At 65.8% G+C, this 22,745-nt stretch carries 17 protein-coding genes and 2 pseudogenes; 10 read left to right on the forward strand and 9 right to left on the reverse strand.

The window, feature by feature from the left end; translation table 11 throughout:
* The first annotated feature begins 2 nt into the window (after positions 1-2).
* The 3 genes from sctN to sctT are packed head-to-tail and all read left to right on the forward strand — an operon-like array spanning position 3 to position 2,630.
* On the forward strand, positions 3-1,319 hold the full coding sequence (gene sctN, locus OVY01_RS07450) for a type III secretion system ATPase SctN (protein ID WP_284700834.1): 1,317 nt from the start codon (positions 3-5) through the stop codon (positions 1,317-1,319).
* Entirely contained in the window at positions 1,316-1,813 is a 498-nt protein-coding gene (locus OVY01_RS07455; RefSeq protein ID WP_267846780.1) for a hypothetical protein, read from the forward strand. Before sctN ends, OVY01_RS07455 begins: the two co-directional genes overlap by 4 nt.
* The gene (gene sctT, locus OVY01_RS07460) at positions 1,806-2,630 is read left to right on the forward strand and encodes a type III secretion system export apparatus subunit SctT (RefSeq protein WP_267846781.1); all 825 of its coding nucleotides are present in this window, start codon (positions 1,806-1,808) and stop codon (positions 2,628-2,630) included. Before OVY01_RS07455 ends, sctT begins: the two co-directional genes overlap by 8 nt.
* Before the next feature lie 173 nt (positions 2,631-2,803).
* Here the strand turns inward: sctT and OVY01_RS07465 are convergent, their stop codons facing one another.
* Entirely contained in the window at positions 2,804-3,058 is a 255-nt protein-coding gene (locus tag OVY01_RS07465; protein ID WP_267846783.1) for a hypothetical protein, read from the reverse strand.
* A gap of 120 nt (positions 3,059-3,178) precedes the next feature.
* Here OVY01_RS07465 and OVY01_RS07470 point away from each other — a divergent pair, with 120 nt between their 5' ends.
* The 6 genes from OVY01_RS07470 to OVY01_RS07495 all read left to right on the forward strand — a co-directional run bounded on the left by OVY01_RS07470 (position 3,179) and on the right by OVY01_RS07495 (position 10,426).
* The gene (locus OVY01_RS07470) at positions 3,179-3,337 is read left to right on the forward strand and encodes a hypothetical protein (RefSeq protein ID WP_267846785.1); all 159 of its coding nucleotides are present in this window, start codon (positions 3,179-3,181) and stop codon (positions 3,335-3,337) included.
* A 151-nt stretch (positions 3,338-3,488) separates the two neighbouring features.
* The gene (locus tag OVY01_RS07475) at positions 3,489-4,940 is read left to right on the forward strand and encodes a helix-turn-helix transcriptional regulator (protein ID WP_267846787.1); all 1,452 of its coding nucleotides are present in this window, start codon (positions 3,489-3,491) and stop codon (positions 4,938-4,940) included.
* Positions 4,933-6,984 (forward strand): type III secretion system outer membrane ring subunit SctC, encoded by a 2,052-nt coding sequence (gene sctC, locus OVY01_RS07480; RefSeq protein WP_349293495.1) that lies wholly within the window; start codon positions 4,933-4,935, stop codon positions 6,982-6,984. Before OVY01_RS07475 ends, sctC begins: the two co-directional genes overlap by 8 nt.
* A 254-nt stretch (positions 6,985-7,238) precedes the next feature.
* The gene (locus OVY01_RS07485; RefSeq protein ID WP_267846788.1) at positions 7,239-8,855 is read left to right on the forward strand and encodes an HrpF/NolX family T3SS translocon protein; all 1,617 of its coding nucleotides are present in this window, start codon (positions 7,239-7,241) and stop codon (positions 8,853-8,855) included.
* Positions 8,856-8,895: 40 nt separating this feature from the next.
* On the forward strand, positions 8,896-9,129 hold the full coding sequence (locus OVY01_RS07490; RefSeq protein ID WP_267846790.1) for a hypothetical protein: 234 nt from the start codon (positions 8,896-8,898) through the stop codon (positions 9,127-9,129).
* Positions 9,130-9,604: 475 nt separating this feature from the next.
* Positions 9,605-10,426: a response regulator transcription factor gene (locus OVY01_RS07495; protein ID WP_267846792.1), complete on the forward strand. Its 822-nt coding sequence runs from the start codon at positions 9,605-9,607 to the stop codon at positions 10,424-10,426.
* 813 nt (positions 10,427-11,239) lie between these two features.
* Here OVY01_RS07495 and OVY01_RS07500 read toward each other — a convergent pair.
* Positions 11,240-11,674: pseudogene (locus OVY01_RS07500) on the reverse strand (lytic transglycosylase domain-containing protein); the annotation flags it as partial.
* A gap of 310 nt (positions 11,675-11,984) precedes the next feature.
* Positions 11,985-12,428, reverse strand: coding sequence for a LysR substrate-binding domain-containing protein (locus OVY01_RS07505; protein ID WP_267846793.1), 444 nt, complete (start codon positions 12,426-12,428; stop codon positions 11,985-11,987).
* A 3-nt stretch (positions 12,429-12,431) separates the two neighbouring features.
* Between OVY01_RS07505 and OVY01_RS07510 the strand changes: the two are divergent.
* Positions 12,432-13,337: pseudogene (locus OVY01_RS07510) on the forward strand (MFS transporter); the annotation flags it as partial.
* A gap of 54 nt (positions 13,338-13,391) precedes the next feature.
* Here OVY01_RS07510 and OVY01_RS07515 read toward each other — a convergent pair.
* The 6 genes from OVY01_RS07515 to OVY01_RS07540 form a co-directional block, all read right to left on the reverse strand.
* Positions 13,392-14,306: a LysR substrate-binding domain-containing protein gene (locus tag OVY01_RS07515; protein WP_267846795.1), complete on the reverse strand. Its 915-nt coding sequence runs from the start codon at positions 14,304-14,306 to the stop codon at positions 13,392-13,394.
* 133 nt (positions 14,307-14,439) lie between these two features.
* Positions 14,440-15,375, reverse strand: coding sequence for a LysR family transcriptional regulator (locus tag OVY01_RS07520; protein ID WP_267846796.1), 936 nt, complete (start codon positions 15,373-15,375; stop codon positions 14,440-14,442).
* Positions 15,376-15,508: 133 nt separating this feature from the next.
* Positions 15,509-16,465 carry a DUF979 domain-containing protein gene (locus OVY01_RS07525; RefSeq protein WP_267846797.1) on the reverse strand — a complete coding sequence of 319 codons (957 nt, stop codon included), beginning with the start codon at positions 16,463-16,465 and terminating at the stop codon, positions 15,509-15,511.
* Positions 16,462-17,271: a DUF969 domain-containing protein gene (locus OVY01_RS07530; RefSeq protein ID WP_267846799.1), complete on the reverse strand. Its 810-nt coding sequence runs from the start codon at positions 17,269-17,271 to the stop codon at positions 16,462-16,464. Before OVY01_RS07530 ends, OVY01_RS07525 begins: the two co-directional genes overlap by 4 nt.
* A 92-nt stretch (positions 17,272-17,363) precedes the next feature.
* The gene (locus tag OVY01_RS07535) at positions 17,364-21,053 is read right to left on the reverse strand and encodes a hydantoinase B/oxoprolinase family protein (protein WP_267846800.1); all 3,690 of its coding nucleotides are present in this window, start codon (positions 21,051-21,053) and stop codon (positions 17,364-17,366) included.
* 463 nt (positions 21,054-21,516) lie between these two features.
* Positions 21,517-22,683 carry a porin gene (locus tag OVY01_RS07540; RefSeq protein WP_267846802.1) on the reverse strand — a complete coding sequence of 389 codons (1,167 nt, stop codon included), beginning with the start codon at positions 22,681-22,683 and terminating at the stop codon, positions 21,517-21,519.
* Between the last annotated feature and the right edge of the window lie 62 nt (positions 22,684-22,745).

Below are 22,745 nucleotides of genomic sequence, written 5' to 3' on the forward strand. Positions count from 1 at the left end.
GCATGGTCCTCGATTTCGCCGATCGCCTCGATCTCGCGCTCGACCACGCGCCGAGCGGACAGCGCTATGGCAAGCTGGTCGAGGTGTCCGGCACCCTGCTGCGGGTGGGCGGGATGGATGCCGCGCTTGGCGAGATCTGCGAATTGCAGGACAAGGACGGACGCTTGCTGCAGCGCGCCGAAGTGGTCGGGTTCAGCCGTCAGTTCCTGCTGCTCGCGCCGTTCGGCAACGCGATCGGCCTGTCGCGTTCGACCCGGGTGCTGGGCAGCGGTCAGCCTCTGGCCATCGGTGTCGGTCCCGCCCTGCTGGGGCGCGTGATCGACGGTCTGGGCAATCCGATCGACGGTTATGGGCCGGTCGAGGCGGCCACGTTCGCCTCGGTCTACGCGCAGGCGCCCGATCCGATGCGGCGCAAGCTTATCGACACGCCGCTCGGTACCGGCGTGCGCGCGATCGACGGCATGATGACGCTGGCCGAGGGGCAGCGGCTGGGGATCTTCGCGCCGGCCGGGGCCGGCAAGAGCACGCTGCTGGGAATGCTCGCCCGCGGCACGGACTGCGACGTCAACGTGATCGTGTTGATCGGCGAGCGCGGCCGCGAGGTGCGCGAGTTCATCGAACTGATTCTCGGCGAGGAAGGCATGCGCAAGACCGTGGTGGTCTGCGCGACCTCGGACCGTTCTTCGATCGAACGGGCGAAAGCGGCCTACGTGGGTACCGCGGTCGCCGAATATTTCCGCGACCAGGGTCTGCGGGTCCTGCTGATGATGGATTCGCTGACGCGCTTCGCGCGGGCGCAGCGCGAGATCGGTCTCGCGGCGGGCGAGCCGCCGACACGCCGCGGTTTTCCGCCGTCGATCTTCGCCGAGCTGCCGCGGCTGCTCGAGCGGGCGGGTACCAGCGACGTGGGTTCCATCACCGCGCTCTATACGGTCCTGGCCGAGGACGACAGCGGCAGCGACCCCGTCACCGAGGAGGTGCGCGGCATTCTCGACGGTCACCTGATCCTGTCGCGCGACATCGCCGCACGCAACCGCTACCCCGCCATCGACATCCTGAACAGCCTGAGCCGGGTGATGCCGCAGGTCGTGACCGACGCGCATCTGGCGGGCGCCGCGCGGATGCGCCAGCTGATGGCCCGGTATGCCGAGGTCGAGACGCTGCTGCAGGTGGGCGAGTACCAGCGCGGCAACGACCCGCTGGCCGACGAGGCGATCGAACGCCACGACTGGCTGGAGGCGTTTCTATCCCAAAAAACTGGGGAGCAGGCCGACGCCTTCGATACCGCCGGGCTCGTCGGTCAGTTCGCACCCCGATGAATCAGGCCCTGCGTTCCTGGAAAACCATACTGCTCGTCAAGGAACGCGCGCGCACGCGTGCCGAGGAAACGCTGTCGCGTGCGCGGGCCGAACTCGCCGAGCGCACGCGTGCCGTGGACGCGGCCGAGGCGCAACGGCAGGAGCAGGCGGCGCGCCGCGCCGCGGCGGGCCATGCGTTGAGCGATGTCCTGGCGGGCGCCGGGCACGTGGCCCCCGATGCCTATCTGCTCCACAAGGCATACATGACGCGGCTCGATGGCGATCTCGCGGTCGCGACGAAGGCATGCGAGGCCGCGCTGCGCCATCAGGTCCACGCGCAAGGACAGGTGGATGCCGCGCAGCGTGTGTTCGCGCGTGCCGACGCGTCGCTGGAGGCGTGCCGCGACAAGCAGCGGGACTTGCAGACAACGCTGGCGCGCCGGGTCGAGGAGGCCGCCGACGAAGAGGCGTGCGAGACAGCGGCGGGCCGCCTCTTTCGCGTTACGCATGCCTAATCTCGGTGCTCTCTTCGAGGCGTTGACCGGGGCGCACGCGAACCTGCAGGGCTTGCTGTACATGCTCGCGCTGTCCAGCATCCGCTCGCTCGTCATCTTCACCGTGTTGCCCGCCACCGGGTCGCAGGCGATTCCGGGTGCGGCGCGCACCGGCGCGGTCTATCTGATGACCTGGTTCGTGGCCGCCGGGCAAACGCCCGCCGCCTTCGATCGGGCGAGCATCCCGGAATTGCTGCTGTTGACGGGCAAGGAAGCGTTCATCGGTCTGATCATCGGCTATACCGCGTCGACGATCTTCTGGATCGCGGAAGCGGCCGGCACGCTGATCGATGATCTGGCCGGGTTCAACAACGTACAGATGACCAATCCCCTGCAGGGCGAGCAGAGCACGCCGGTGGCCTCGTTGCTGCTGCAGCTCTCCATCACGTTGTTCTATGTCTCGGGCGGCATGGCCGTGCTGCTGGGCGCGCTGTTCGAGTCGTACCGCTGGTGGCCCTTGGCCGCCGGCGTGCCGGACTTTCACGCGGCGGCATCGGACCTGGCGATCCACCAGGGCGAAAACGTCCTGCTGATGGCGGTGAAGATCTGCACGCCGATCATGCTGGCGCTGGTGCTGATCGATATCGGCCTGGGCGTGATCGGCCGGGCGGCGGGCAAGCTCGAACCGGCTTCTCTCAGCCAGCCGATACGCGGCGCCGTCGCGGTCATGCTGTTGATCGCGCTGACGTCGGCGGTCGCCGTGCAGGTCCGCGACGCATTGCACTTCACCGGCTTCGCAGCGATCTTCTCCGGAATCGGCGCACCCGGCGCGAAATGAATCACCGGTACGGAACGATCGGTACGCAATGACCATCGCGCGTATCGGATGAGCATGGCCGGCGTGCGCGAACAGGATGCCGAACCGGGACTGCGCGACGGATCGAAACCGAGCCCCGCACCATGGATCTTTCGACCGGGCGACGCATCGGCGCCCGGCGCATGGCAGGCCGCTCAGCTATCGTCGCTGTCGTCGTCCTTCAGGTTGGCGGAAAGCGTCTTGCCGCTCTGCATGATTTGCTGACCGACCTGCAGGAGCATGGTGTCCAGGCTATCGGAAAGATCGCTGCTGTCCGACGATGTGCTGGTGGTGCTATCCCCGCCATTATTCGTTGAAGAGGGCTTGCTCGACGAACTCGTCGAGGAGGGCTCATCGGAAGAATGCGTGGAGGATGTCGAGGGCGTAGAGGACGAAATGTGAGTACTCATGGCAAGGGAAAAAAAGAGTGAGGGAGATTGCAGCCTATTCCCTCCCTCCCGCCCGCCCCCGTATTTTCCGAAGCGCGGAAGCCAGCGGCGAAATTTGGCCGGGAATCACGGTTCAACGGGATGTCGCTCGTCACCGATGCGGATGTCGTCGGCGCCGTTCACCAACGCCAGCGCATCGGCGCGACATCGCGGCGCACCAGCGCGCGGCCGGCCGATCGTTGCTGGACGACATCTGTCGGACATGCGCGGGTCGTGCCCGACGCCTATCAAATGGTGTAGAAACTTGAGAATTTAGAACCGGTTTCTTGATCTTTCGAAGTAGGACTTTTCGCTATTGTGTACGCAGGTTTCGCATTCAACACAAGCGCTTTCCCTGGGTATACCCCCATGCCCCGACAATCGCGACGTATTTACGCGAATAGGTGAAATCATGGTCAGCAGGATCTACTTTGCATTGGTCTCGGGCATCTCGGCCCGCACGTTGCTCCCCCGCTATTCCAAGGCATTGCTCGAGGGCGACTGGCAAAACGCGTACGCCGCCGTCGCGGCGGTGGCCGACAGTAACGAACGCCAGCTCAACGACGGCGATGACCGGCGGCTGCTGGCCCTGGCCGATTCCCTCGCGCTGCGCGACCTCGACGAAGAGGCGGAGCAATACTATGCACGCGCGCAGCGCGCCTGCAGCGGCGTGGACGACGAGATCCGCATGTTGTCCTGCCGCAATGCCGGCTGGCAGGCGTTGAAGCGCGACCGCTTCGGTCTCGCGCGCAATTGCTTCACGCGCATCGTGCGCGACGAAGCCGCGAGCCCCGAACAGGCGACGGAAGCCTGCATCGGCCTGGCGATCGTCGATCACCAACTGGGTCAGCAATCGGCGGCGGAACAAGCGCTCGAGTATGCAAGACGGTTCGTTGCCAACGTCGCCGACCCGCTGTGGGGGAAGGTGGTCGACCTGCTCGCCGCCGATCTTCGCGTGCAGATCGGCGTGCGCTGCGCGGGCGCGCTGGCCGATCATGTCTTCTGGCAATCGGCCCGCCTCAATGGCGCCCAGCGGCCGGCCACGGAGGAGGTGCATCCCGCGCCGTTGCCCAGCGCCGCCGCCGCCGCGGTCTTGCCGCTGCTGATGCGCCGGCATGTCGCCTATCTGCATTGCCTGGTCGATACCTCGGTCGGCAGCGACGACGCCGCCACCCAGCTCTCGCGCGTGCTCGAAGACGTGCGCCTGTGCGGCAGCGCCACGCTGTTGCCGCAGATGCGGGTGGGGGCGCTGCTCGCGGCGCTCGGCGGTGGATTCTCGACGCTGGCCGAGCGTCTGCTCGACGCCATCGGCAAGCGCGATATCGGCAACGGCGCGATGCATTCGAACCTGGACTGGCTGTATGCCAGCGCGAAGGTGGCCGCCCTGCGCGGACAGATGCTGAACGCGCTGACGCTCTATACCCGCTATTCACGCGAGGCGCTGCACTGCCTGCGCTCCGAGGTGCTGATGATGCGTACCCTCGATCCGCGCAGCGAGGCGGGCGCGCAGGGGCGCTCGGACGACGTCGTCGGCCGCCTGCCGGCCAAGTACCGGCGCGCCTACCGCTACATCATCGACAACATCGCGCAAAGCGCGTTGACCACGCGCGAAGTCGCCGCCTACATCAACGTCACCGAAAGAGCGCTGCAGATGGTCTTCAAGCGCTCCCTCGGCATGTCGCCCGGCGCCCTGATCCGGCAGCTGCGGCTGGATGGCATTCGCGGCGAACTGCTCGACGAATCCCGTCCCAGCACATCGGTGCTCGACACCGCGAACCGGTGGGGCGTGACGAGCCGCTCGGCGCTCATCAAAAGCTATCGCAAGCAGTTCAACGAATCGCCTTCCGAGACCATGAATGGCTGAGATGACCGGACCCACGTCCCTCCGCGCACGCGCTCGGGCGCCCCTCGCGCCCGGCCGCCGCAGGACGGCGCTCACCGCACGCTGGTGCCTGCTGGCTAGCCTGTGGGCAGCGGTGCCGCTGCTGGGCGTCACGACCGCTCACGCGGCGCCGATCCCCTGGCGGTCGATGCAGATCGACTACGTCGCTGATCACAAGGCACTGCGCGACGTGTTGCGCGACGTCAGCGCCAGCGCCGGCGTGCCGATCTGGATCTCGCCGAAGGTCGACGGCAACGTCACCGGTCATTTCCAGTCGAGCCCGCAGCAGTTGCTCAACCGTATGTCGTCGTCGTTCGGTTTCGTGTGGTACTACGATGGCTCGGTATTACGCATTTATGGTTCCGACGAGATCACCAACGCGACGATCGGCCTGCGTACGGCCTCCACCGCGGACCTGCGCCGTTCGTTGTCGCGTTTGGCGGTGAACGATCGCCGCTTTCCGGTGCGTTACGACGACGAGGCGCGCACCGCCGTCGTCTCGGGCCCGCCGCGCTACGTGGAACTGATCGGCGACATCGCCAAGCTGGTCGATCAGAACCATCAACTGACCCAACGCGGACAGGCGGTGCGGGTCTTCCCGCTACGCTATGCATGGGCGAGCGACCATACCGTCACCGTCGATGGCCAGTCGATCAAGATCACCGGCGTGGCCACCATCCTGCGCAGCCTCTATGAACAGGGCGGGGGACCGATCGGTTCGCAGACCGCGCCGCAGGCGGATGCGCGTCGGCTGCGCAACGTCGCCGATTCCGCGGGCGGCGGCGGGGGGGCGGACGTGGGCACGGGCGGCGGCAGCCGGCCGCGCGCAGCCGCGTCGAACGGCGGGTGGACCGTCGGCCTGCCCGGCCTGCTGGGTGGCGGAGGGGGCGGCGGTGCCAGCCCCGGCGCGCCGTTCCCGCAGGGCGACGTGGCGAGCGGGAGCGACGGGGACGACGACGATGGCGACGTCGCGCCGCGCCGCTCGCGCTCGCGTCGCTCCCGCACCACCGATGTCTATGCCGAAGATCGGCCGGTGATCACGCCCGATCCGCGGACCAACTCGATCCTGGTGCGCGGACAGCCCGACCACATGGCGTCGTTCGAGTCCCTGATCGCCTCGCTCGACGTGCGTCCGGCGGTGGTGGAAATCGACGCGAGCATCATCGAGATCACCGACAACGCGCTGGAACAGCTGGGAGTGGACTGGCGCGCGCATTCGGGTCACACCGACATCGAGACCGGCAACGGCACGAACACGTTGGCTACCTCCACCAGCGCGATCAACCCGAGCGGCTTCAATACCTCGACGACGGCGGGTACCAGCTCGGTCACCAGCACCACGCCCGTGGGCGGCGTGTTCACCGCCGTGCTCGGCGGCGCGGGCCGTTACCTGCTGGCGCGCATCAGCGCCCTGCAGCAGACCGATCAGGCCACCCTCAATGCCAGCCCGAAGGTGGCGACGCTCGACAACGTCGAGGCGGTGATGGACAACAAGCAGACGTTCTACGTGCCGGTGTCCGGCTATCAATCCGCCGACCTGTACAGCATCTCCGCAGGGGTGTCGCTACGGGTGCTGCCGATGATCGTGCGCGGCAGCGGCGATGCCGGCGAGACGCCCCATATCCGCTTGAACGTGCATATCGAGGACGGCCAGTTGACGACGCAGACCGTCAGCAGCCTGCCGGTCGTCTCGAACAGCACGATCGACACCCAGGCACTGATCAACCAGGGCGAGAGCCTGCTGATCGCGGGTTACGCGGTCGACCAGGATGAGCGCCAGGGAACCGGCGTGCCGGGGCTGTCGAAGATTCCGCTGATCGGCGGGCTGTTCCGCTACAAGAGCCATACCGGGCAGAAGTTCCAGCGGCTGTTCCTCGTGACGCCGCGCATCCTCACGCCGGCGGGCGCGTACCAGCAGGATTCGGAACTGGGCATGCGTGACGAGTTGAACCTCGGCCCCACCGCGCGTTCGCGGCCGGACCGCGGCGCGCAGATGGGCAGTTTGCAAGGAGACGGGCGGGGGTGAGGTGAGCGGCGCCGCGGGTAGGGCGCGCACAGATGACACATGCACGGCGTGGGCGAGAAGGGGCGAGCCCGACGGCGTGGGCGGCCCCTTTCGTTCTCATGGAAATTTCTCCGCCGAGAGAGGGCGGATTCGCTCGCGCGTTTCCGCCTTCGTTTTTGTAATGCCCCGTAATGTTCCCTGCTTCGCATAATCGGACGCACCGCCTAACCAGCGGCCGCGTCGGACTGTCGGCATCTCGAATAGAGGAGGGAACGATGGATCTCAGAATCTCCGTCGCTGCATCGGGCGAAGCCACGCCGAACGAACCGGACGATGCGACGCCGGTCGACACCGCCGCCGAAGCGATCACGTTGGGCCTGGCCGGTATGTTCGGTTCGGCGGGCAGCATACGCGCGCTGCGCATGCAGTCGGCATGCGGCGCGACGCGCGAATCGTGCGACAGCGGTGCCGCAGCGTCCCCGGACGCCTTGCCGGTGACCTCGGGGTCGGCGAATACCCTGCGCATCGAGACTGTCGTGCCGGCGACCACCGACACCGGCGCCAGCGCCAGCACCGACACCGGCGCCAGCGCCAGCACCGACGCCACCGCCGATGAACCCAGCGCAGCCGACCGTGCCCGCCTCGCCGCGAGCGGCGGCAATCCCACACTGACCGACGACGAGATGGCGACACTCGCGGTTCTGGATCGGCATGCGGCGGCACTCAAGGGGAAGGTCTCCGATCTGCAATCGAAGATCGACGACCCGAAGACGCCGTCCGATCTGAAAGCCGCGCTCCAAAAGCTCAAGGACGATCCCGCGTTGCGCGACATGCTCGATGCCGGCAAGAAAGGCAAGGTGGACGGCAGGATCGGCGTCGACGACGTGATCCGGCTGGTCGCGAAACATCCGGAAATGGTGGCGTACCAGCGGAAACAGGCGGCGGCCTTCGTCGCCAACTACATTCCGTCCGATGCGGCAGACGGCGATACGCAGCCACGCGCGATGACGAGCAATGACGCGATGCGCGAGCTGTACCGGTATTCGGATTATCTGCCGAAGCACATCTCCAAGGCATCGCTGCAGGCCCGCGTCGATGGCACCGGCAGCGAGGGCAAGACGCCGCCGCAGCTCGTCGCGGCGGCGAAACACATGCTCGATCATCCCGACGCGTTCCAGAGCGTGGCGGGCGACGGCACGTCGATCTCCCGCGGGCACCTGGAAGATGCGATCTCGAAAAAAATCACGCTGACCGAGAGCGAGACCGATACGTTGCAGACCATCGGCGCGAATCGCGATGCGTTCTTCGGCGGCGGCAATCTGACGCGCGACAAGCTTCGCACGATGTCGACCGACCCGAATGCGAGCGACGCGGTCAAAACCGCCGCGCAGCAATTATTGAACGATCCATTGCTGTTCGGCATGCTCGATAACGGCAAGAAGGGCCATTCCGGCAATCCGCTCTACGCGGCCGACGACGGCAAGATCGGCGGAGGGGATTTCGACAGCTTTACCCGGAACCTGGAAAGCTTCGGCCAGTATGTCGCCACGCCGCCACCCACATCGGCGGCCACGTCGCTGGGAGTGCCGGCGACCTCGGCGATGAGCGCGGCGGCGACGCGTTCTCCGGCGGACGGCGCGGCAATTCAAGCCATGCAGGCCGGCACCCAGAATCAGCCCAAACAGAAAAAGTCGAAGGGCGGGGGATTCATGAAATTCCTCAAGGGCCTCCTGCACGTTTTCTCGAAAATCCTCGACGTGGTGTCGACGGTGCTGGACGCGCTGGCCAGGATCCCGGGCATCGGCGTGCTGTTCGCCGGCGCGTCGATGGCCGCGAAAACGGTTTCCGGACAACTCGAAGTGGCATCGGTCGCGGCGGGCGGGGGGGGGTAGGTCGGCCATTCGGGCGGCGGAGAAGCAAGCCGGCATCGGCATGGCGGAGGCGGCGGTGGGCATCGCGGCGCTGCCGGGCGCGGGTGGCGCGATCGCCAGGGGGGCGGTCGATGGCATCGAGGCGGATGTCACCGTCGGCGCGAAACAAGGCGTGGGCGAGGCGGAACGTGCGAGCGTCGAGTCGGGACTGCGGGAAGGCGTGACCGATGTCGCCCGGGATCAAACCAGCGACCAGGCCCAGCAGGCATATCAAAACCATCACGCCACCGCCTGAGCGCAACCGCACGGAGCACGCGGCAGGCATGCTCCGATCTCCGCGGCCCGCGACCCCGCAGGCGCGGCTTTCCTTCAATCGTGGCTTCCCCCCCTTGCACCCCGCAACAACGGGCAGCAAGGGGGGAAGCCACGCGCGCCCGCCGCGCGACGCCATGCTCCCGATCGATATCGCTTTTCCCCAACCCTTGCGGCGCCTGTTACTTTTGTAACTGAATGTAAAAAGTGCAATGAGCCGGTTACCGGACATTGGCATTTTGACTGTGCGGTACCGCACATAGCAAAGAAAGCTTTGTAAGGATAGGTAAGACCGGGACGTTGAGTCTTTCGATTATTACGGTTTGATGAATAGATTAAAAATGGTTCGAACTCAATCCGGAACTTAATACCTGTCCGGTAGTTGGGTTGATTGAATCGAGATTTACAATTTAGAAAAATTAATCTTTGCTGGAATTCTCCACTCTATTATTCAAGCAATGTATGACCGCGACTCGGCCCCCTTGGCGCTCCCCCGTCGTCAAGGCTGCCCCAAACGTCAAACAAAGGAAAATTTCGTGATACTTGCCATGTTGACGAAAAGCGAAACCGTAAAGGACATGATTTCCGCGTTTGCGACTCTTGAAGACGATTGCCAACCCCTGCATTTTGAACTGCGTACCGACCTGATCCGCCACCTGTCATCCCGCGCGGCCATCGACGTGGTGATCGTCGATGCCGACGAGGATCTCGACGCGGTTGGCCGTCTCGCATCGTGGCGCGCCTGCCATGCCCGCACGGATTTTGCCATTCTTGTCATCGGCCAGTTCCTGCTGCCGACCGCCATGGCCCGCGCATTCGAAATGGGCGGCGACGACATCGTCGTCGGCCCGTTCAACGTGGGTGAGCTGTATGCGCGCGCGGCGCGGTGCGCGTCCCGGTTGAAGAGTCAAGGCCAGGACACGACCCAGATCGAACTGGGCGACTACGTGCTGGACCAATGGTCGCAGCGCGTGACGTTCCGCGGGAAAGACGTCAAGCTGACGGCCCGCGAATTTTCGATCGCCTGGCTGTTTTTCTCCAGCCCGGGCGCTTTGTTGAGTCGGCCCCGCATCGCGTTGGAAATATGGGGGCAGGGCGCCGATCAAGTCGGCCGCGCGCTGGAACAGCATATCTACAAGCTGCGTCGCAAGCTGTGCCTGACGGAAGGCGAAAGCATCGAATTGAAAGCGGTATATTCGGCGGGCTACCGGCTAGAGCCTGCCGCCGGGAGCGGTAGATCGTCCGCTTCCTTTCTGCCAGTGGAGATGCGACGCTGCTGATCGAGAGATGTCGCGTGTGACGAAGTGCGCTCGCACATGCGTATGCCCTTTGGCCGGGGGCCGACCCTCGCGTCGGTCCTGGCCTGCGAGAACCTAACTCGGCCGCGTCAGCTCCGCCGCCTTTGCGGGTCCCAGCTTCTGCATTTCGAACGACTGGCTCGCTATCTGTATCGCCGCTTGATATTTAATGGCCTGTTCCTGAAGGCGAGCGCCTTGCAACATGTCCGGGTTCTCCAATCGTGCCTCGGGCGCCGGTTGTTCCGGGACATGGGGCGGGCGAGCATCGTCGGCCGGCGCGGGAGGCCTGCGGGATTCCATCGGATGGACATTCGCATCACGCAGTCGCGCTGTTTCCGCGATGACTGCGGGCCGCGCGGGCTCCGGTAGGGATTGCGACCGCGGGCGCCGCAACGGGGCTGGTCGGCCAACGCCATCGGCACGCGCGCTCAGTCCCCCGAGCGACCCTTGCGAGTGGGAACGCCGCAACGCGTTCGGCGCGCCCGTGGGCCGGGCGCCGGGTGACGGTTCCGTGTGGGCGTTATGTTCGCTCGGGTTGATCCGGCCGACATGGCCTCCAGTAGGGGGAAGGACAGGAAGCGGCATCGTCGAAATCCTAAAGAAGAGGGGAAAAGCGCTGAGTGAACGGGATACGCCTCATTCGAGCATGGCCGCAGCCTCCGCGGTGCTCAAGCCGACTCGCCGCATCGCCGAGACCGGTTCCTGCGCGGGGGACGGTCTATTCCGTTTCGCGTGGAGGCGCGAGGCAGCCCGATCGTCGTTTGCGTCCGTTTCGGCCATGTCCTGCGCGTCGGGTGCATTCAGCAGATGCCAGCCGCGCAAAATCCGGGAAACTTGCGCGGCATAGCCGTCACGTAGCGTCGGCGTCGCGGAATGGTACGCCCCCACCGCGGCCCATGTATTGCCATAGCGTACGATCTGATTGCGCAGATGCCACGCGGCAATGTAGACGTTCTTGCAGGGCTGCATCAACACGGACGCGTCCACGCCGTAGCGCGACAGCTGCCGCAGGTGAATCGAATTGATCTGCATGACGCCGTAGTCGACCGAGCCGTTCTCGTTGACGTGTTTCGCCGCGGGTTGATTGTGCGATTCGATCCAGGCGATGGCGCGCAGGACATTCGCATTGACGTGGTGAAAAGCCGCGGCGTCATCGAAGCAGTTCGCCTGCGCCAGCCGCCAGGGAGCCAGCAAGAGCAGTAAACAAAATAGAACGCCGGCCACCCTCATTGTCTTTCTCCATGATCGCTCGCAGGATAAAAGCAGGCAGGGAGGGGCGGGCGGAATCGTTTCGTCATTGGCACCATCATTTCGGTCGAATGGCGCTTTTTTCGAAAGGACGCAACGTTTTCCATAACGAAACGTCGCGTGGATGCGCGTTCCAGGATCCGCTACCCGCGGTTCACGCGGCCAGGCGGCATCGAATGCGACTGGTGCCATGATGAAAGCGCTGGAATTTCCTTCGGTATGGGGAGCGAAGGCGTTCATCCCGGAGCGAAGCGAAACGAAACGAATCCGGCGCCGGCGCCACGCCGGGCGGTCACAATGCTTCGATCAGCGCCTTGCCGTGCGTCACGCAGAAACCGCGGCAAACGTCGTGTGCGGCCTGTTCGGCCGCGAGCGTGGCGACCCCCGCATCGGCGCGCCGACACATGGCCACGACGATCGGTGGCGGCGCGTGCAGACCCGTCAACGCCACCAGTTCGCCGCTGTCGAGATAGGCGGTGACCAGCAAGCTCGGCACGGCGGCGACGCCGTAACCGTCCCTGAGCAAATGGATCATCGCCGCCACCGACGGCATGCACGTCACGCGCGTCTCGGACAGCGGCACGTTGTTATGGACCGCGAGGCGGGTGACCATCGCGTCCACGGCGATGTGCGGCGCGGTTCCTCGCCCGAAGGTCAGGATGGGCCAGCGCAACATCGCGCGCGCGAGGGACGCGGGATCGGAAGGCAGCAGGCCGCGCTGGGCGATCCAGTGCACGGGATAACTGGCTTGACGTCGGCGGTGGGCGGTTGGGCGGCCGGCATCCTGTCCGACCGGGTGGGCCGCGTCAGGACGCTGCAGATCACGATGTCTGGTTCGCGGTATTCACCCTGCTGTGTGCGCTGGCGCAGGACTTCGGTCAGTTGTTGTGGGCGCGCGGTTTGACGGGCCTGGGTTTCGGGGGCGAATGGACCGCGGGCGCGGTGCTGATCGGCGAGGTGATCCGACCGCGTGATCGTGGCAAGGCCGTGGGCATGGTGCAGGCGGGGTGGGCGTTGGGGTGGGGGCTCTCGACGCTGCTGTTCACCGTGGTCTATTCATGGGTACCGGCCGCCTATGCCTGGCGCGTGCTGTTCGCCATCGGCATCCTGCCCGCTCCCTTCGTGATCTACATCCGTCGCTTCGTCGACGAGCCGGAGGTGCACCGCAAGCAGCAGCGCATGAATGCCACGGAAGCGAAATCGTCCTCGATGCTCGACATCTTCGCGCCCGGCATCCTGTGGACCACCATCCGGGCGTCGGTGCTGGCCACCGGCGTGCAGGGCGGCTACTACGCGGTAACCACCTGGCTGCCCACCTATCTGAAAACCGAGAAAGGCCTGAGCATCATCGGCACCGGCGGCTACCTGGGCGTCATCATCGCGGGTTCATACTGCGGGTATCTGACGGGCGCGTGGTTGAGCGACAGGATCGGCAGAAAACGGGCAGATGCGTGGATCGGGTCAGGGTTTTTGCTACACCATGGGACGCGCGGCGGGCGCGACGTTCCCCTTCCTCATCGGCCATGTCTCGCAATCCATGTCCCTTGGTCATGCGATCGGCTTGTTCGCCGCGGCGGCCTATGGCATCGTGATTTTCGCGGCCCTCACGTTGCCTGAAACCCGGGGACGGGAACTGGCGCCCTGAGCGACGTGGGTCGCGCGGGAGGTCGATGTCATCGATGTCCACACGCGGCGCGGGTCATTCCGCCAGCGTCGCCATGATTTCCGCCAGCGACGACTTCGCCATGGCCGTGCCCCGGCGGTCCGGCCGGAAAGTTTCCGCGACCTGCTCGATCAGCCATTCCTTGACCTCGCGGTGATCCTTGTTCTTGCTGTAGCCGCAATACGATAGTCGCGGCAATTCCGGCAGGCCGAGCCGGGGGCCGACATCGACCAGCCCGGAATGCTGCAGGGCGAGGGCGGTGCGTACCGTGACGGCATGCCGCCAGCTGCAAAAGGCGAAGACGCCCTGCAGGCTCGGGCTGGTATAAAGCACGTCGCCGAAAAGCCCGGTGGTGGACAGCGCCTCGAGCGAAGTGGAACGGAACATGCACGGCTCGTTGAGCATCGCGATGGGCACGCGCCCCGTCTTGGGCAGCGAGAATGCGGCATCGCCCAACCACAGCATCGGAGTGGAACCGATGACGCCGAGGTTGGCGCCATCCTCGCGGCGCTCGGCAATGGCCAGGTCCAGCTGCTGGTTGCGGATCTGGCCGACCAGCATCTCGGCGCGGTCGACCCGTACCTCCAGCGAAAGATCGGGGTAGCGCTGGCGAAAGGCGTGGATCAGGGACGGCATCGTCAGCTCGGCGATATCCTGCGTGATCCCCAGGCGCAGGATCCTGCCCGGCGCGTCGAAGAAAGCCAGCATCGCCTCGTCGTGCAGCAACAGCAGCCGCTGTGCGTGCGCGATCAGGCGTTCGCCGTCGGGCGTCAGGGTGACGGCGCGGGCGGTGCGGACGAACACCCGCGCGCCGATATCGTCCTCGAGCCGCTTGATCTGCTGGGTGATGGCGGACGCCGAACGCCCCACCACGGACGCCGCTTCCGCGAAGCTCTTGCCTTCCGCGATCAGAAGGAAGCTGCGCAGCACGGGAATGTCAAAATATCGCATCGCTTGGTGAACCTCTGAGAAGGTTTCCCATGTTGTTGCTCGACTGCTTGCGCTGGGTGGGACACGATTCCATTCTTACGCGGGGGGAACGGCAGATCGAACAAGAAATAAAATTGCCGAGTATAAGAAAAGTTTATGGCACGGCCAGGCGCGCCAGGTCCTCGCCCACGCGCGCCGAGTAGGCGCGTACCGTTTCAAAGGCGACGTCGATCAAACGCTCGGGCCATTCCGAGCCGGTTCGCCATGCCATGACGAAGGGCATCGGGGGCGGCGCGATGATGCCGCCCAACAGGTGCAGGGAACCCTCCGCGAGCTCCTTGGCGACGAGCGCGGACGGCATCACGGCGGCACCGAAGCCTTTTTGCGCCAGCTTGATCATGGCCGCCACCGAATTGACGCAGCTGATGCGCGACGCCCCGATGCCATGTGCCTGCAGGAGCCGCACGAGGTCCTGGTGCGGCCGGGAATGGTGGGAAAAAGTGATGAGCTTGCCGCGCGCCAGTGCCCTGAGCGCGGCGGTCGCCGCCTCATGGCCGATGTTCTGGGCGCGCGCGAAGCCCGGCTCGACGATCCACGAAAACGGCAATTGCAACAACTCGGCGCTCTGGATCGTTTCCTCGCGCAGCGCGTCGGTCTGGAATACCACGTCCAGCATGCCCTTGCGCAACTGATCGTTCAGGTTGAGCGCCGTGTCCACCGTGACCTCCACGTCGAGGTTCGGAAACTGGTGCGTGACGTTGGTGACGAAGTCGACGAACCACGAGTGCACGGCGCTGTCCATCGCGCCGATGCGGATCGAGCCGAACTCCAGCGTTTCGTCGCGCAGCGAGGCGCGCAGGCGCAGCATGCCCTGCGTGACGTATTCGGCATGCTGCAGGACGCGCTCGCCCTCGCGAGTGAGCGTCACTCCCTTGGGGTCACGGGTGAAGAGGCGCGCGCCCAGTTCCTGCTCCAGGACCGAGATCCGGCTGGAGATGGCGGCCTGCGTCGAATGCATCTTGTCGGCTGCCAGGCTGAAGCTGCGCAGCCGCGCTACCCATATGAACGTGTCCAGAAACTTGAGATTCATTTGGCCTTTTCGATATACGCGCACCGCCATGCGAACCTGATGGCCTGGACGTGTTCCGAAGCGGATCGCGCTCCGGAACACGTCCGTGTCCACTCCGGGTCGGGCCCGCGTGCGTCGTGGTCAGCAGGCCCTTTTACAGAAACATCAGAGTATTCAACAGGACAATATTGATGACCAGCATCGTCAGCGCGGTGGGCACCTGCACCTTGATCACGCCGTACTTGTCCGGCAATTCGAGCAGTGCCGCGGGCACGATATTGTAGTTCGCGGCCATCGGCGTGAGCAGCGTGCCACAATATCCCGAAAACATGCCGATGGCGACCATCGGCGCGGGGTTGCCGTGGAACACACCGATCAGGATCGGTACGCCGACGCCCCCGGTCATCACCGGAAAGGCCGCGAAGCCGTTGCCCATGACGATGGTGAACAGCGCCATGCCCACGCAATAGACTACCACCGCGACGAATCGGTAATCCATGTTGACGTAGGAGGTGGTCACGTGCGCCACGGCCTTGCCCACGCCCGCGTCCGCGAACACCAGGCCGAGAATCCCCAGCATTTGCGGCAGCACCACGGCCCAGGAGAGCGCGTCGAGCAGGCGACGGGCTTCCTTCGCGGACTGCCATACCGTGTCCCGCGTGACCACGCAGGCCGCGGCAAGCGCGACGATGCAGCCCACGCCGAACGATACCAGCGTGACGTTTTTGGGATCAATGAGCGGCACGCCGCCGAAGACGAGATGCGGCGCGAGCAGGGTGCCGAGCACCGTCACGAAGGGGATCGTCAGCGCTGGCAGGAAGAGCTTGTTGCGCAGCCGCAGCGCGGTATCGCGGCGAACCGACTCCGCGGGCATCGACGGTTTCGCGCCGGTCACGCCGCCAAAGCCCGCGATCAACGCCATCACGATGACCGCCGCGCCGACGAGCCAGCCCGGCAGGCGGTCGGAGGCGAGAAACAGCGCGCCGTACAGGATCCAGAAGCCGCCCGCGGAGAAACGGCGGGGGTGCGCCCGGTCACCGATGATGAGCCCGCCGATGATGAACAGCAGAACGCCGAGCAGCCAGAAGAAGGTGGTGATCGAGAGTGTCATTGACGGTCTCCGGGACGCGTGGCGGGAGTCGAGGCCGAAATGGGACGGGTAACGGAACGCATGTCGGTGGCGGCATGGGGGAGGCCCGTCGCGGCGGGCGCGGGCACCGTGCCGCCCGAAGGGCGCAGGGCCGCGTCGAGCGTGCGGTCGAGCCGATACAGGCGGAAGCCGTGCACGAGGAAGGCGGCGAGCGCCGTCGGCATACCCCACAGCGCCACCTCCATCGGCGCGACGATGATGCCCGATGCCTTGAGGAACGTGACCATCAGGACGATCGCGCCGAAAGCCACGAAAACGTCCTCGCCGAAGAACAGGCCGACATTGTCCGTGGCCGCGGCCATCGCGCGCAGGCGGTACCGCACCGCGTCCGTCAGCTTGCCGTACCGGGTCTCGGCGGCGCCCTCGGTCATCGGCGAGATGAGCGGACGCACCATCTGCGGGTGCCCGCCCAGGCCGGTCAGCCCGAGCGCCGCGGTGATTTCGCGAATGAAGAGATAGACCAGGAGGAGGCGTCCCGGCGTTGCCGCGCGGATGCCGCTGATCCAGATCTGCGCGCGTTCACGCAATCCATGACGTTCCAGCAGGCCGATCACCGCGAGCGGCAGCAGGATGATGAGGGGAATCACCCGGGTCTTGACGAAGCCCGCGCCGAGCGCCTCGAGGATATGCACGACGGAAAAGTGCGCCGCCAGCCCGGTGACGATGGCGGAGACCACCACGATCAGCATGGGGTTGAAACGCAAAAGGAAACCGATGACGATGACGAGAACGCCGATCAATGGAAACAAGTTCACTGCGGTATTCATGCAAACCTCCAGGTCACGGAACGGAAGCCTCGGCGAGCGAGGTGCTTTCTGACTGGCGCCGCGCCCGGGCGGGCGCGGCGTGACGGGCCCGCTCAGGCGGCGCCGAAACCTCCTCCGCCGGGCGTTTCGATGACGAACACGTCGCCGGCATGCACCGGCGTGCTGTGGGTCGCGCCGAAATCGCTGCGCGAACCGTCCGCGCGTTCGACCCAATTGCGGCCCGGCTGTGCCGGTTCGCCGCCGGCCAGGCCGAACGGCGGGACGCGGCGGCGGTTGGCGAGAATATTGGCCGTCATCGTCCGGTTGAAGCGGATGCGCCGGATTGCGCCGTCGCCACCGCGCTGTTTCCCCGCGCCACCGCTGCCGCGGCGGATCGCGTGTTGCTCGACGAGCACCGGGAAGCGCCACTCGAGCACTTCCGGGTCGGTCATGCGCGAGTTCGTCATGTGCGTCTGCACCGCCGAGGTGCCGGGGTGCGTCGCCGTGGCGCCCGAGCCGCCGGCGATCGTCTCGTAATACTGGCTGACCTCGTCGCCGAACGTGAAATTGTTCATCGTGCCCTGTGCGGCCGCCATGACGTTGAGCGCGCCGTAGAGCGCGTCGGTGACCGCCTGCGAAACCTCCACATTGCCCGCGACCACCGCCGCCGGGTATACCGGGCTGAGCATCGAACCCTCGGGGATGACGATTTCCACCGGGCGCAGCACGCCCTCGTTCATCGGAATCTCGTCATCGATCAGCGTGCGGAAGACATACAGCACGGCCGCCTTGCAGATCGAACGCGGGGCGTTGAAGTTCGTCGGGCGCTGCACGCTGGTGCCGGTGAAATCCACCTTGGCCTGCCGGGTCTCCCGGTCGATGGAAACGTTCACGACGATGCTCGCGCCGTCGTCCATTTCGTAGCGGTAGCTGCCGTCGCTCAGTACGGCGATCGCGTTGCGCACGGCTTCCTCGGCGTTGTCCTGGACATGCTGCATATAGGCCAGCACCACCGGCGCGGTGTAGCGGTCGACGGTGTTGAGCAGCTCGGTGGCACCCGCCTCGCAGGCCGCGACCTGTGCGATCAGGTCGGCGATGTTCTGGTCCACATTGCGGCTCGGGAAGGGGCCGGCCAGGAAGCGCTGCCGCGTTTCCTCCTCCAGGAACACGCCTCTGTCCACCAGCTTGACGTTGTCGATGAGCACGCCTTCCTGTTCGATGACGGTGCTGTCGGGCGGCATCGAGCCGGGCGTGATGCCGCCGACATCGCCGTGGTGGCCGCGCGCGGCGACATAGAACAGCAGTTCGCTGCCGTCGCGGTCGTACACCGGCATGACGACGGTGATGTCCGGCAAATGGGTCCCGCCGTTGTACGGTACGTTCAATACGTAGACATCGCCGTGCTTCATCGACGCGCCATGCTCGCGGATCACGCTGGTCACGCTGTCGCCCATCGAGCCGAGGTGCACGGGAATGTGCGGCGCATTCGCGATCAGCGCGCCCGCCCGGTCGAAAATGGCGCACGAAAAATCGAGCCGCTCCTTCATGTTGACCGAATAGGAGGTCTTCTCGAGGGTCGTGCCCATCTGCTGCGCGATCGCCATGAAGAGATTGTTGAAAATCTCCAGATGCACCGGGTGCCGCTCGGTCGTGACCGTGAGGGCGTTGCGCTCCTGCGAGCCCGGGACGGACTCGCTGCGTTGCAGCACCAGCGTGCCGTCGCCGCGCGCGGTCGCGATCCAGTCGTGCTGCAGCACGATGGTCGAGATGTCCTCGGTGATCAGCGCGGGCCCGTACACCGCCTCCCCGGCGGCGAGTTGCCGGCGCGCATACATCGGCACCAGGCGGGCATTGCCTGCGAGATGGATGCGGACCTTGTCCGTGGGCGTGTTCGGCGAGCCGGCCGCGGGCGCGTTCGCATCCGGCGCGAGCAGCGGCGTGTCGCCGGTGGCGCCCACGGCTTCCACGGCGATCGATTCGATCACCAGGGGCTTGTCCTCCATGACGAAGCCGAAGCGCTTGCGGTGCAGCTGTTCGAAGGCATAGGTCATGCCCGTCGGATCGGACCAGGGCACTTCCAGCGTGGAATCCGTATCCTTGTATTTGAGACGCGCGCTGCGCGTCGTGCTGATGCGATCCGACGGGACCTTCTGCGCCAGGATCTCCCCGGTCGCGGCCTGCGTCAGCGCGTCGTACGAGGCCAGCACCGAGGCGACCACCTTCTCCACATCGGCGCCATTGAGAAGCGACTCGACGGCTTTCTCGCGCAGCACGCGCAGATCCGCCAGGCCCATGCCGAAGGCCGACAGCACGCCGGCGAACGGATGCAGGATGATGCGCCGCATGCCCAGCGCTTCGGCCACGTCGCACGCGTGCTGACCGCCGGCGCCGCCGAACGCGCACATCGAGTGGTCGGAGACATCGTGGCCGCGTTCGACCGAAATGGTCTTGATGGCCTGGGCCATGTTGTCGACGGCCACCGCGAGGAAGCCTTCGGCGATGGCCTCGGGGCTCATCTCGCGCCCGGTCTCCTCGCGCAATTGCTGGCTGAGGGCGGTGAACTTCCTGCGCACCACGTCGAGGTCGAGCGGCTGGTCGGCGTTCGGGCCGAAGACGTGCGGGAAATAGGCCGCCTGCACCCGGCCGAGCATCACGTTGCAGTCGGTGACGGTCAGGGGACCGCCGTTGCGATAGCACGCCGGGCCCGGGTAGGCGCCCGCGGATTCGGGGCCGACCTTCAAGCGGCCCCGGTCGAACGAACACACCGACCCGCCGCCCGCCGCCACCGTGTGGATGTCCATCATCGGCGCGCGTACGCGCACCCCTGCCACCTGCGTCTCGAACACGCGTTCGTAGTGGCCGGCGTAATGCGCGACATCGGTGGAGGTGCCGCCCATGTCGAAGGTCACCACCTTGCGTTCGCCGATGGCCTCGCAGGTCTTGACCGCGCCCACGATGCCGCCGGCCGGGCCGGAGAGGATCGCGTCCTTGCCCTGGAAACGGTCGGCGTCGGCGAGGCCGCCGCTCGACTGCATGAACATCAGCCGCACATCGCCCGACTGGCTCGACACCCGCGCCACGTAGTCGCGCAGGACCGGAGACAGATACGCGTCGACGACGGTGGTGTCGCCACGGCCCACGAGTTTCATCAGGGGGCTGACGACATGGCTGACGGAAATCTGCGTGAAGCCGATTTCGCGCGCGATCTCGGCGACCCGTAATTCATGTGCCGGAAAGCGGTAGCCATGCATCAGCACGATTGCGATCGAGGCGATGCCCGCCTCGCGGGCGGCGCGCAGGGCGTTGCGTGTCGCGGACTCGTCGAGCGGACGCAGCACGGCGCCGTGCGCGTCGAGGCGCTCGTCGATCTCGACCGCGCGCTCGTACATCAGCGACGGCAGTTCGATGTGACGGGCGAAGATGTTCGGCCGGTCCTGATAGCCGATGCGCAACTGATCCGCAAAGCCGCGGGTGATGGCCAGCAGGGTGCGGGCGCCCTTGCGTTCCAGCAGCGCGTTGGTGGCCACGGTCGTGCCCATCTTGACGACGTCGATCTGGTCCTGCGGCAGGGGCTCGTCCGCACGCAGCGCCAGCAGGTGACGGATGCCATGCACCACGGCATCCTTGTACTGATCGGGATTCTCCGACAGCAGCTTGTGGGTGACCAGCGTGCCGTCGGGTCGCTTCGCGACAATATCCGTGAACGTGCCGCCACGGTCCACCCAGAACTGCCAGCGTGCGTCATCGCGCACGGTGCGCGCATCGGCGGCGCGATCGGACAGGGAACGATTTGAGATTGCCATGCGAAACTCCGTTTTTTTGGGCTCGACTCGGTGTCGACGCAGCCGGGGACGCTGCGCATGGAAGGCATTCTCTGGACAAGCCTTGGAACGGTCGAACAAAAAAAATAACATCCGGCCATAAACGAAATTTGTAGCCGGACCGGATCACCCGAAAACCCAGGCGCTGCGGTGCTCTCGCGATGTGGCGCGGCGTTCGTGCCGCGCATATCGGTGTCCGGTCTTGGGGTAAACGACAGCGCGTGAAGCGCGGCGGGAGGGGAAGGAAGGGGAGGTGTGCCGCGATCGGCGCGGGACCGGCGAGCGGGCGCGGAGCGGACTTGCGCGACGCCCGGGAGGCGGCAGGGAAAAACCGGGCCCGTCCGGAAGGGGTGCGAAACATCGGGCCCTGCGCGGACCCGGGGCAGGCCCGCGGTGGAGGAGCGGCACTGGCACCGGAGCCGGTGCCGCGTGCCGTCCCGTCGCCTTAGAAGCGGTGGCGAACGCCGACCGACCCGACCACCTGGCGGTTGGTGCTGGACATGCCGCCCGCGTCGAGAATGTCCGCGCCACCCAGGAGGTTGCGGCCATTGACCAACTGGTACACGCCCTGCGCGTAGACGTCGGTGCGCTTCGAGAGCGAATACGACGTCATGAGCGACGCGGTGTGGAACTTGGGCGAGCTGTCGCCCCCCCCCACGAAGCCCGACTCGCGCGCCTGCGTGTAGGTGTACTCGGCCGACACGTTCCAGGCGGGCGTGACGCTGTAGCGCACGTTCGCTTCGTAGTTGTTGAAGCGCAGGTACGCGCCGGCGGGCAGGCCGAACGACACCGAGCCGGCGGTCGCGCCCTGTCCGGCGTTTTCGAACCGCGACTGGGTGAACACCACGCCGACGACGGCCGGACCGAACGCATAGTTGATGGCGCCGCCATAGACGCGTTGCCGCGCCGCCGAGATGACCGCGTCGCTGACCGCGCCGGTCGTGGACGTGGGCGTCGAGCCGCTCAGGGAATTGTTGATCTGCATGTAGCCCGCCGCCATGTTGAAACCGGCGAACGTGTACGACACACCCGCGCTGTAGGCGCGATTCTGGTTGAAGCCCGTGGAGTTCGAGAAACCGTACATGCCGCCGAATTTCAGGCCGTTGTAGTTGACGCTCGCGAACTTGACGGAATTGCTGACGCGGAAGGAGTCGTCGAGGTTGTCGTTGTCGTACGGGTGGGTCGCGAGGAAGCCGCCGTAGCCGGTGCCCGTGAGCGACATCGGGCCCATGTAGTCGACGATCGAGTCATACTGACGTCCGAGCGTCACCGTGCCGAACTGATCGCTCGACAGCCCGACGAAGGCCTGGCGGCCGAATTCCCGGCCCTGCTGGGCAAAGGCGCCGTTGCTCAGCGTGAAACCGTTTTCCAGCAGGAAAACCGCCTTGAGGCCACCACCCAGATCCTCGCTGCCACGCAGTCCCCAACGGCTGCCGTTCACGTTGCCGCTCGACAGCGCATAGCGCGCATGGCCGCCACCCGTGGTCTTCACATTGTTCGTGTAGACGAAGCCTTCGTCGATCAGGCCATACAGCGTCACGCTGCTTTGCGCGTAGACGGACGTGGCGCCGCAGCCGGTCAGCACAGCCATGGAAAGAAGCGTCTTTTTCATCTTGGTTCCGTTCGGGAAGGTGGGTCGTGGTGTGAATGTGACTCTTCGCCGGATCGTTGGGT

This window comes from Robbsia betulipollinis (assembly GCF_026624755.1).
Classification (GTDB): Bacteria; Pseudomonadota; Gammaproteobacteria; order Burkholderiales; family Burkholderiaceae; genus Robbsia; species Robbsia betulipollinis.

What these genes read in the sequence shown, in the direction of transcription:
- sctN (WP_284700834.1), top strand. Translation starts at nt 3, where the DNA reads ATGGTCCTCGATTTCGCCGATCGCCTCGATCTCGCGCTCGACCACGCG.
- OVY01_RS07455 (WP_267846780.1), top strand. Translation starts at nt 1,316, where the DNA reads ATGAATCAGGCCCTGCGTTCCTGGAAAACCATACTGCTCGTCAAGGAA.
- sctT (WP_267846781.1), top strand. Translation starts at nt 1,806, where the DNA reads ATGCCTAATCTCGGTGCTCTCTTCGAGGCGTTGACCGGGGCGCACGCG.
- OVY01_RS07465 (WP_267846783.1), bottom strand. Translation starts at nt 3,058, where the DNA reads ATGAGTACTCACATTTCGTCCTCTACGCCCTCGACATCCTCCACGCAT.
- OVY01_RS07470 (WP_267846785.1), top strand. Translation starts at nt 3,179, where the DNA reads ATGTCGCTCGTCACCGATGCGGATGTCGTCGGCGCCGTTCACCAACGC.
- OVY01_RS07475 (WP_267846787.1), top strand. Translation starts at nt 3,489, where the DNA reads ATGGTCAGCAGGATCTACTTTGCATTGGTCTCGGGCATCTCGGCCCGC.
- sctC (WP_349293495.1), top strand. Translation starts at nt 4,933, where the DNA reads ATGGCTGAGATGACCGGACCCACGTCCCTCCGCGCACGCGCTCGGGCG.
- OVY01_RS07485 (WP_267846788.1), top strand. Translation starts at nt 7,239, where the DNA reads ATGGATCTCAGAATCTCCGTCGCTGCATCGGGCGAAGCCACGCCGAAC.
- OVY01_RS07490 (WP_267846790.1), top strand. Translation starts at nt 8,896, where the DNA reads ATGGCGGAGGCGGCGGTGGGCATCGCGGCGCTGCCGGGCGCGGGTGGC.
- OVY01_RS07495 (WP_267846792.1), top strand. Translation starts at nt 9,605, where the DNA reads ATGTATGACCGCGACTCGGCCCCCTTGGCGCTCCCCCGTCGTCAAGGC.
- OVY01_RS07515 (WP_267846795.1), bottom strand. Translation starts at nt 14,306, where the DNA reads ATGCGATATTTTGACATTCCCGTGCTGCGCAGCTTCCTTCTGATCGCG.
- OVY01_RS07520 (WP_267846796.1), bottom strand. Translation starts at nt 15,375, where the DNA reads ATGAATCTCAAGTTTCTGGACACGTTCATATGGGTAGCGCGGCTGCGC.
- OVY01_RS07525 (WP_267846797.1), bottom strand. Translation starts at nt 16,465, where the DNA reads ATGACACTCTCGATCACCACCTTCTTCTGGCTGCTCGGCGTTCTGCTG.
- OVY01_RS07530 (WP_267846799.1), bottom strand. Translation starts at nt 17,271, where the DNA reads ATGAATACCGCAGTGAACTTGTTTCCATTGATCGGCGTTCTCGTCATC.
- OVY01_RS07535 (WP_267846800.1), bottom strand. Translation starts at nt 21,053, where the DNA reads ATGGCAATCTCAAATCGTTCCCTGTCCGATCGCGCCGCCGATGCGCGC.
- OVY01_RS07540 (WP_267846802.1), bottom strand. Translation starts at nt 22,683, where the DNA reads ATGAAAAAGACGCTTCTTTCCATGGCTGTGCTGACCGGCTGCGGCGCC.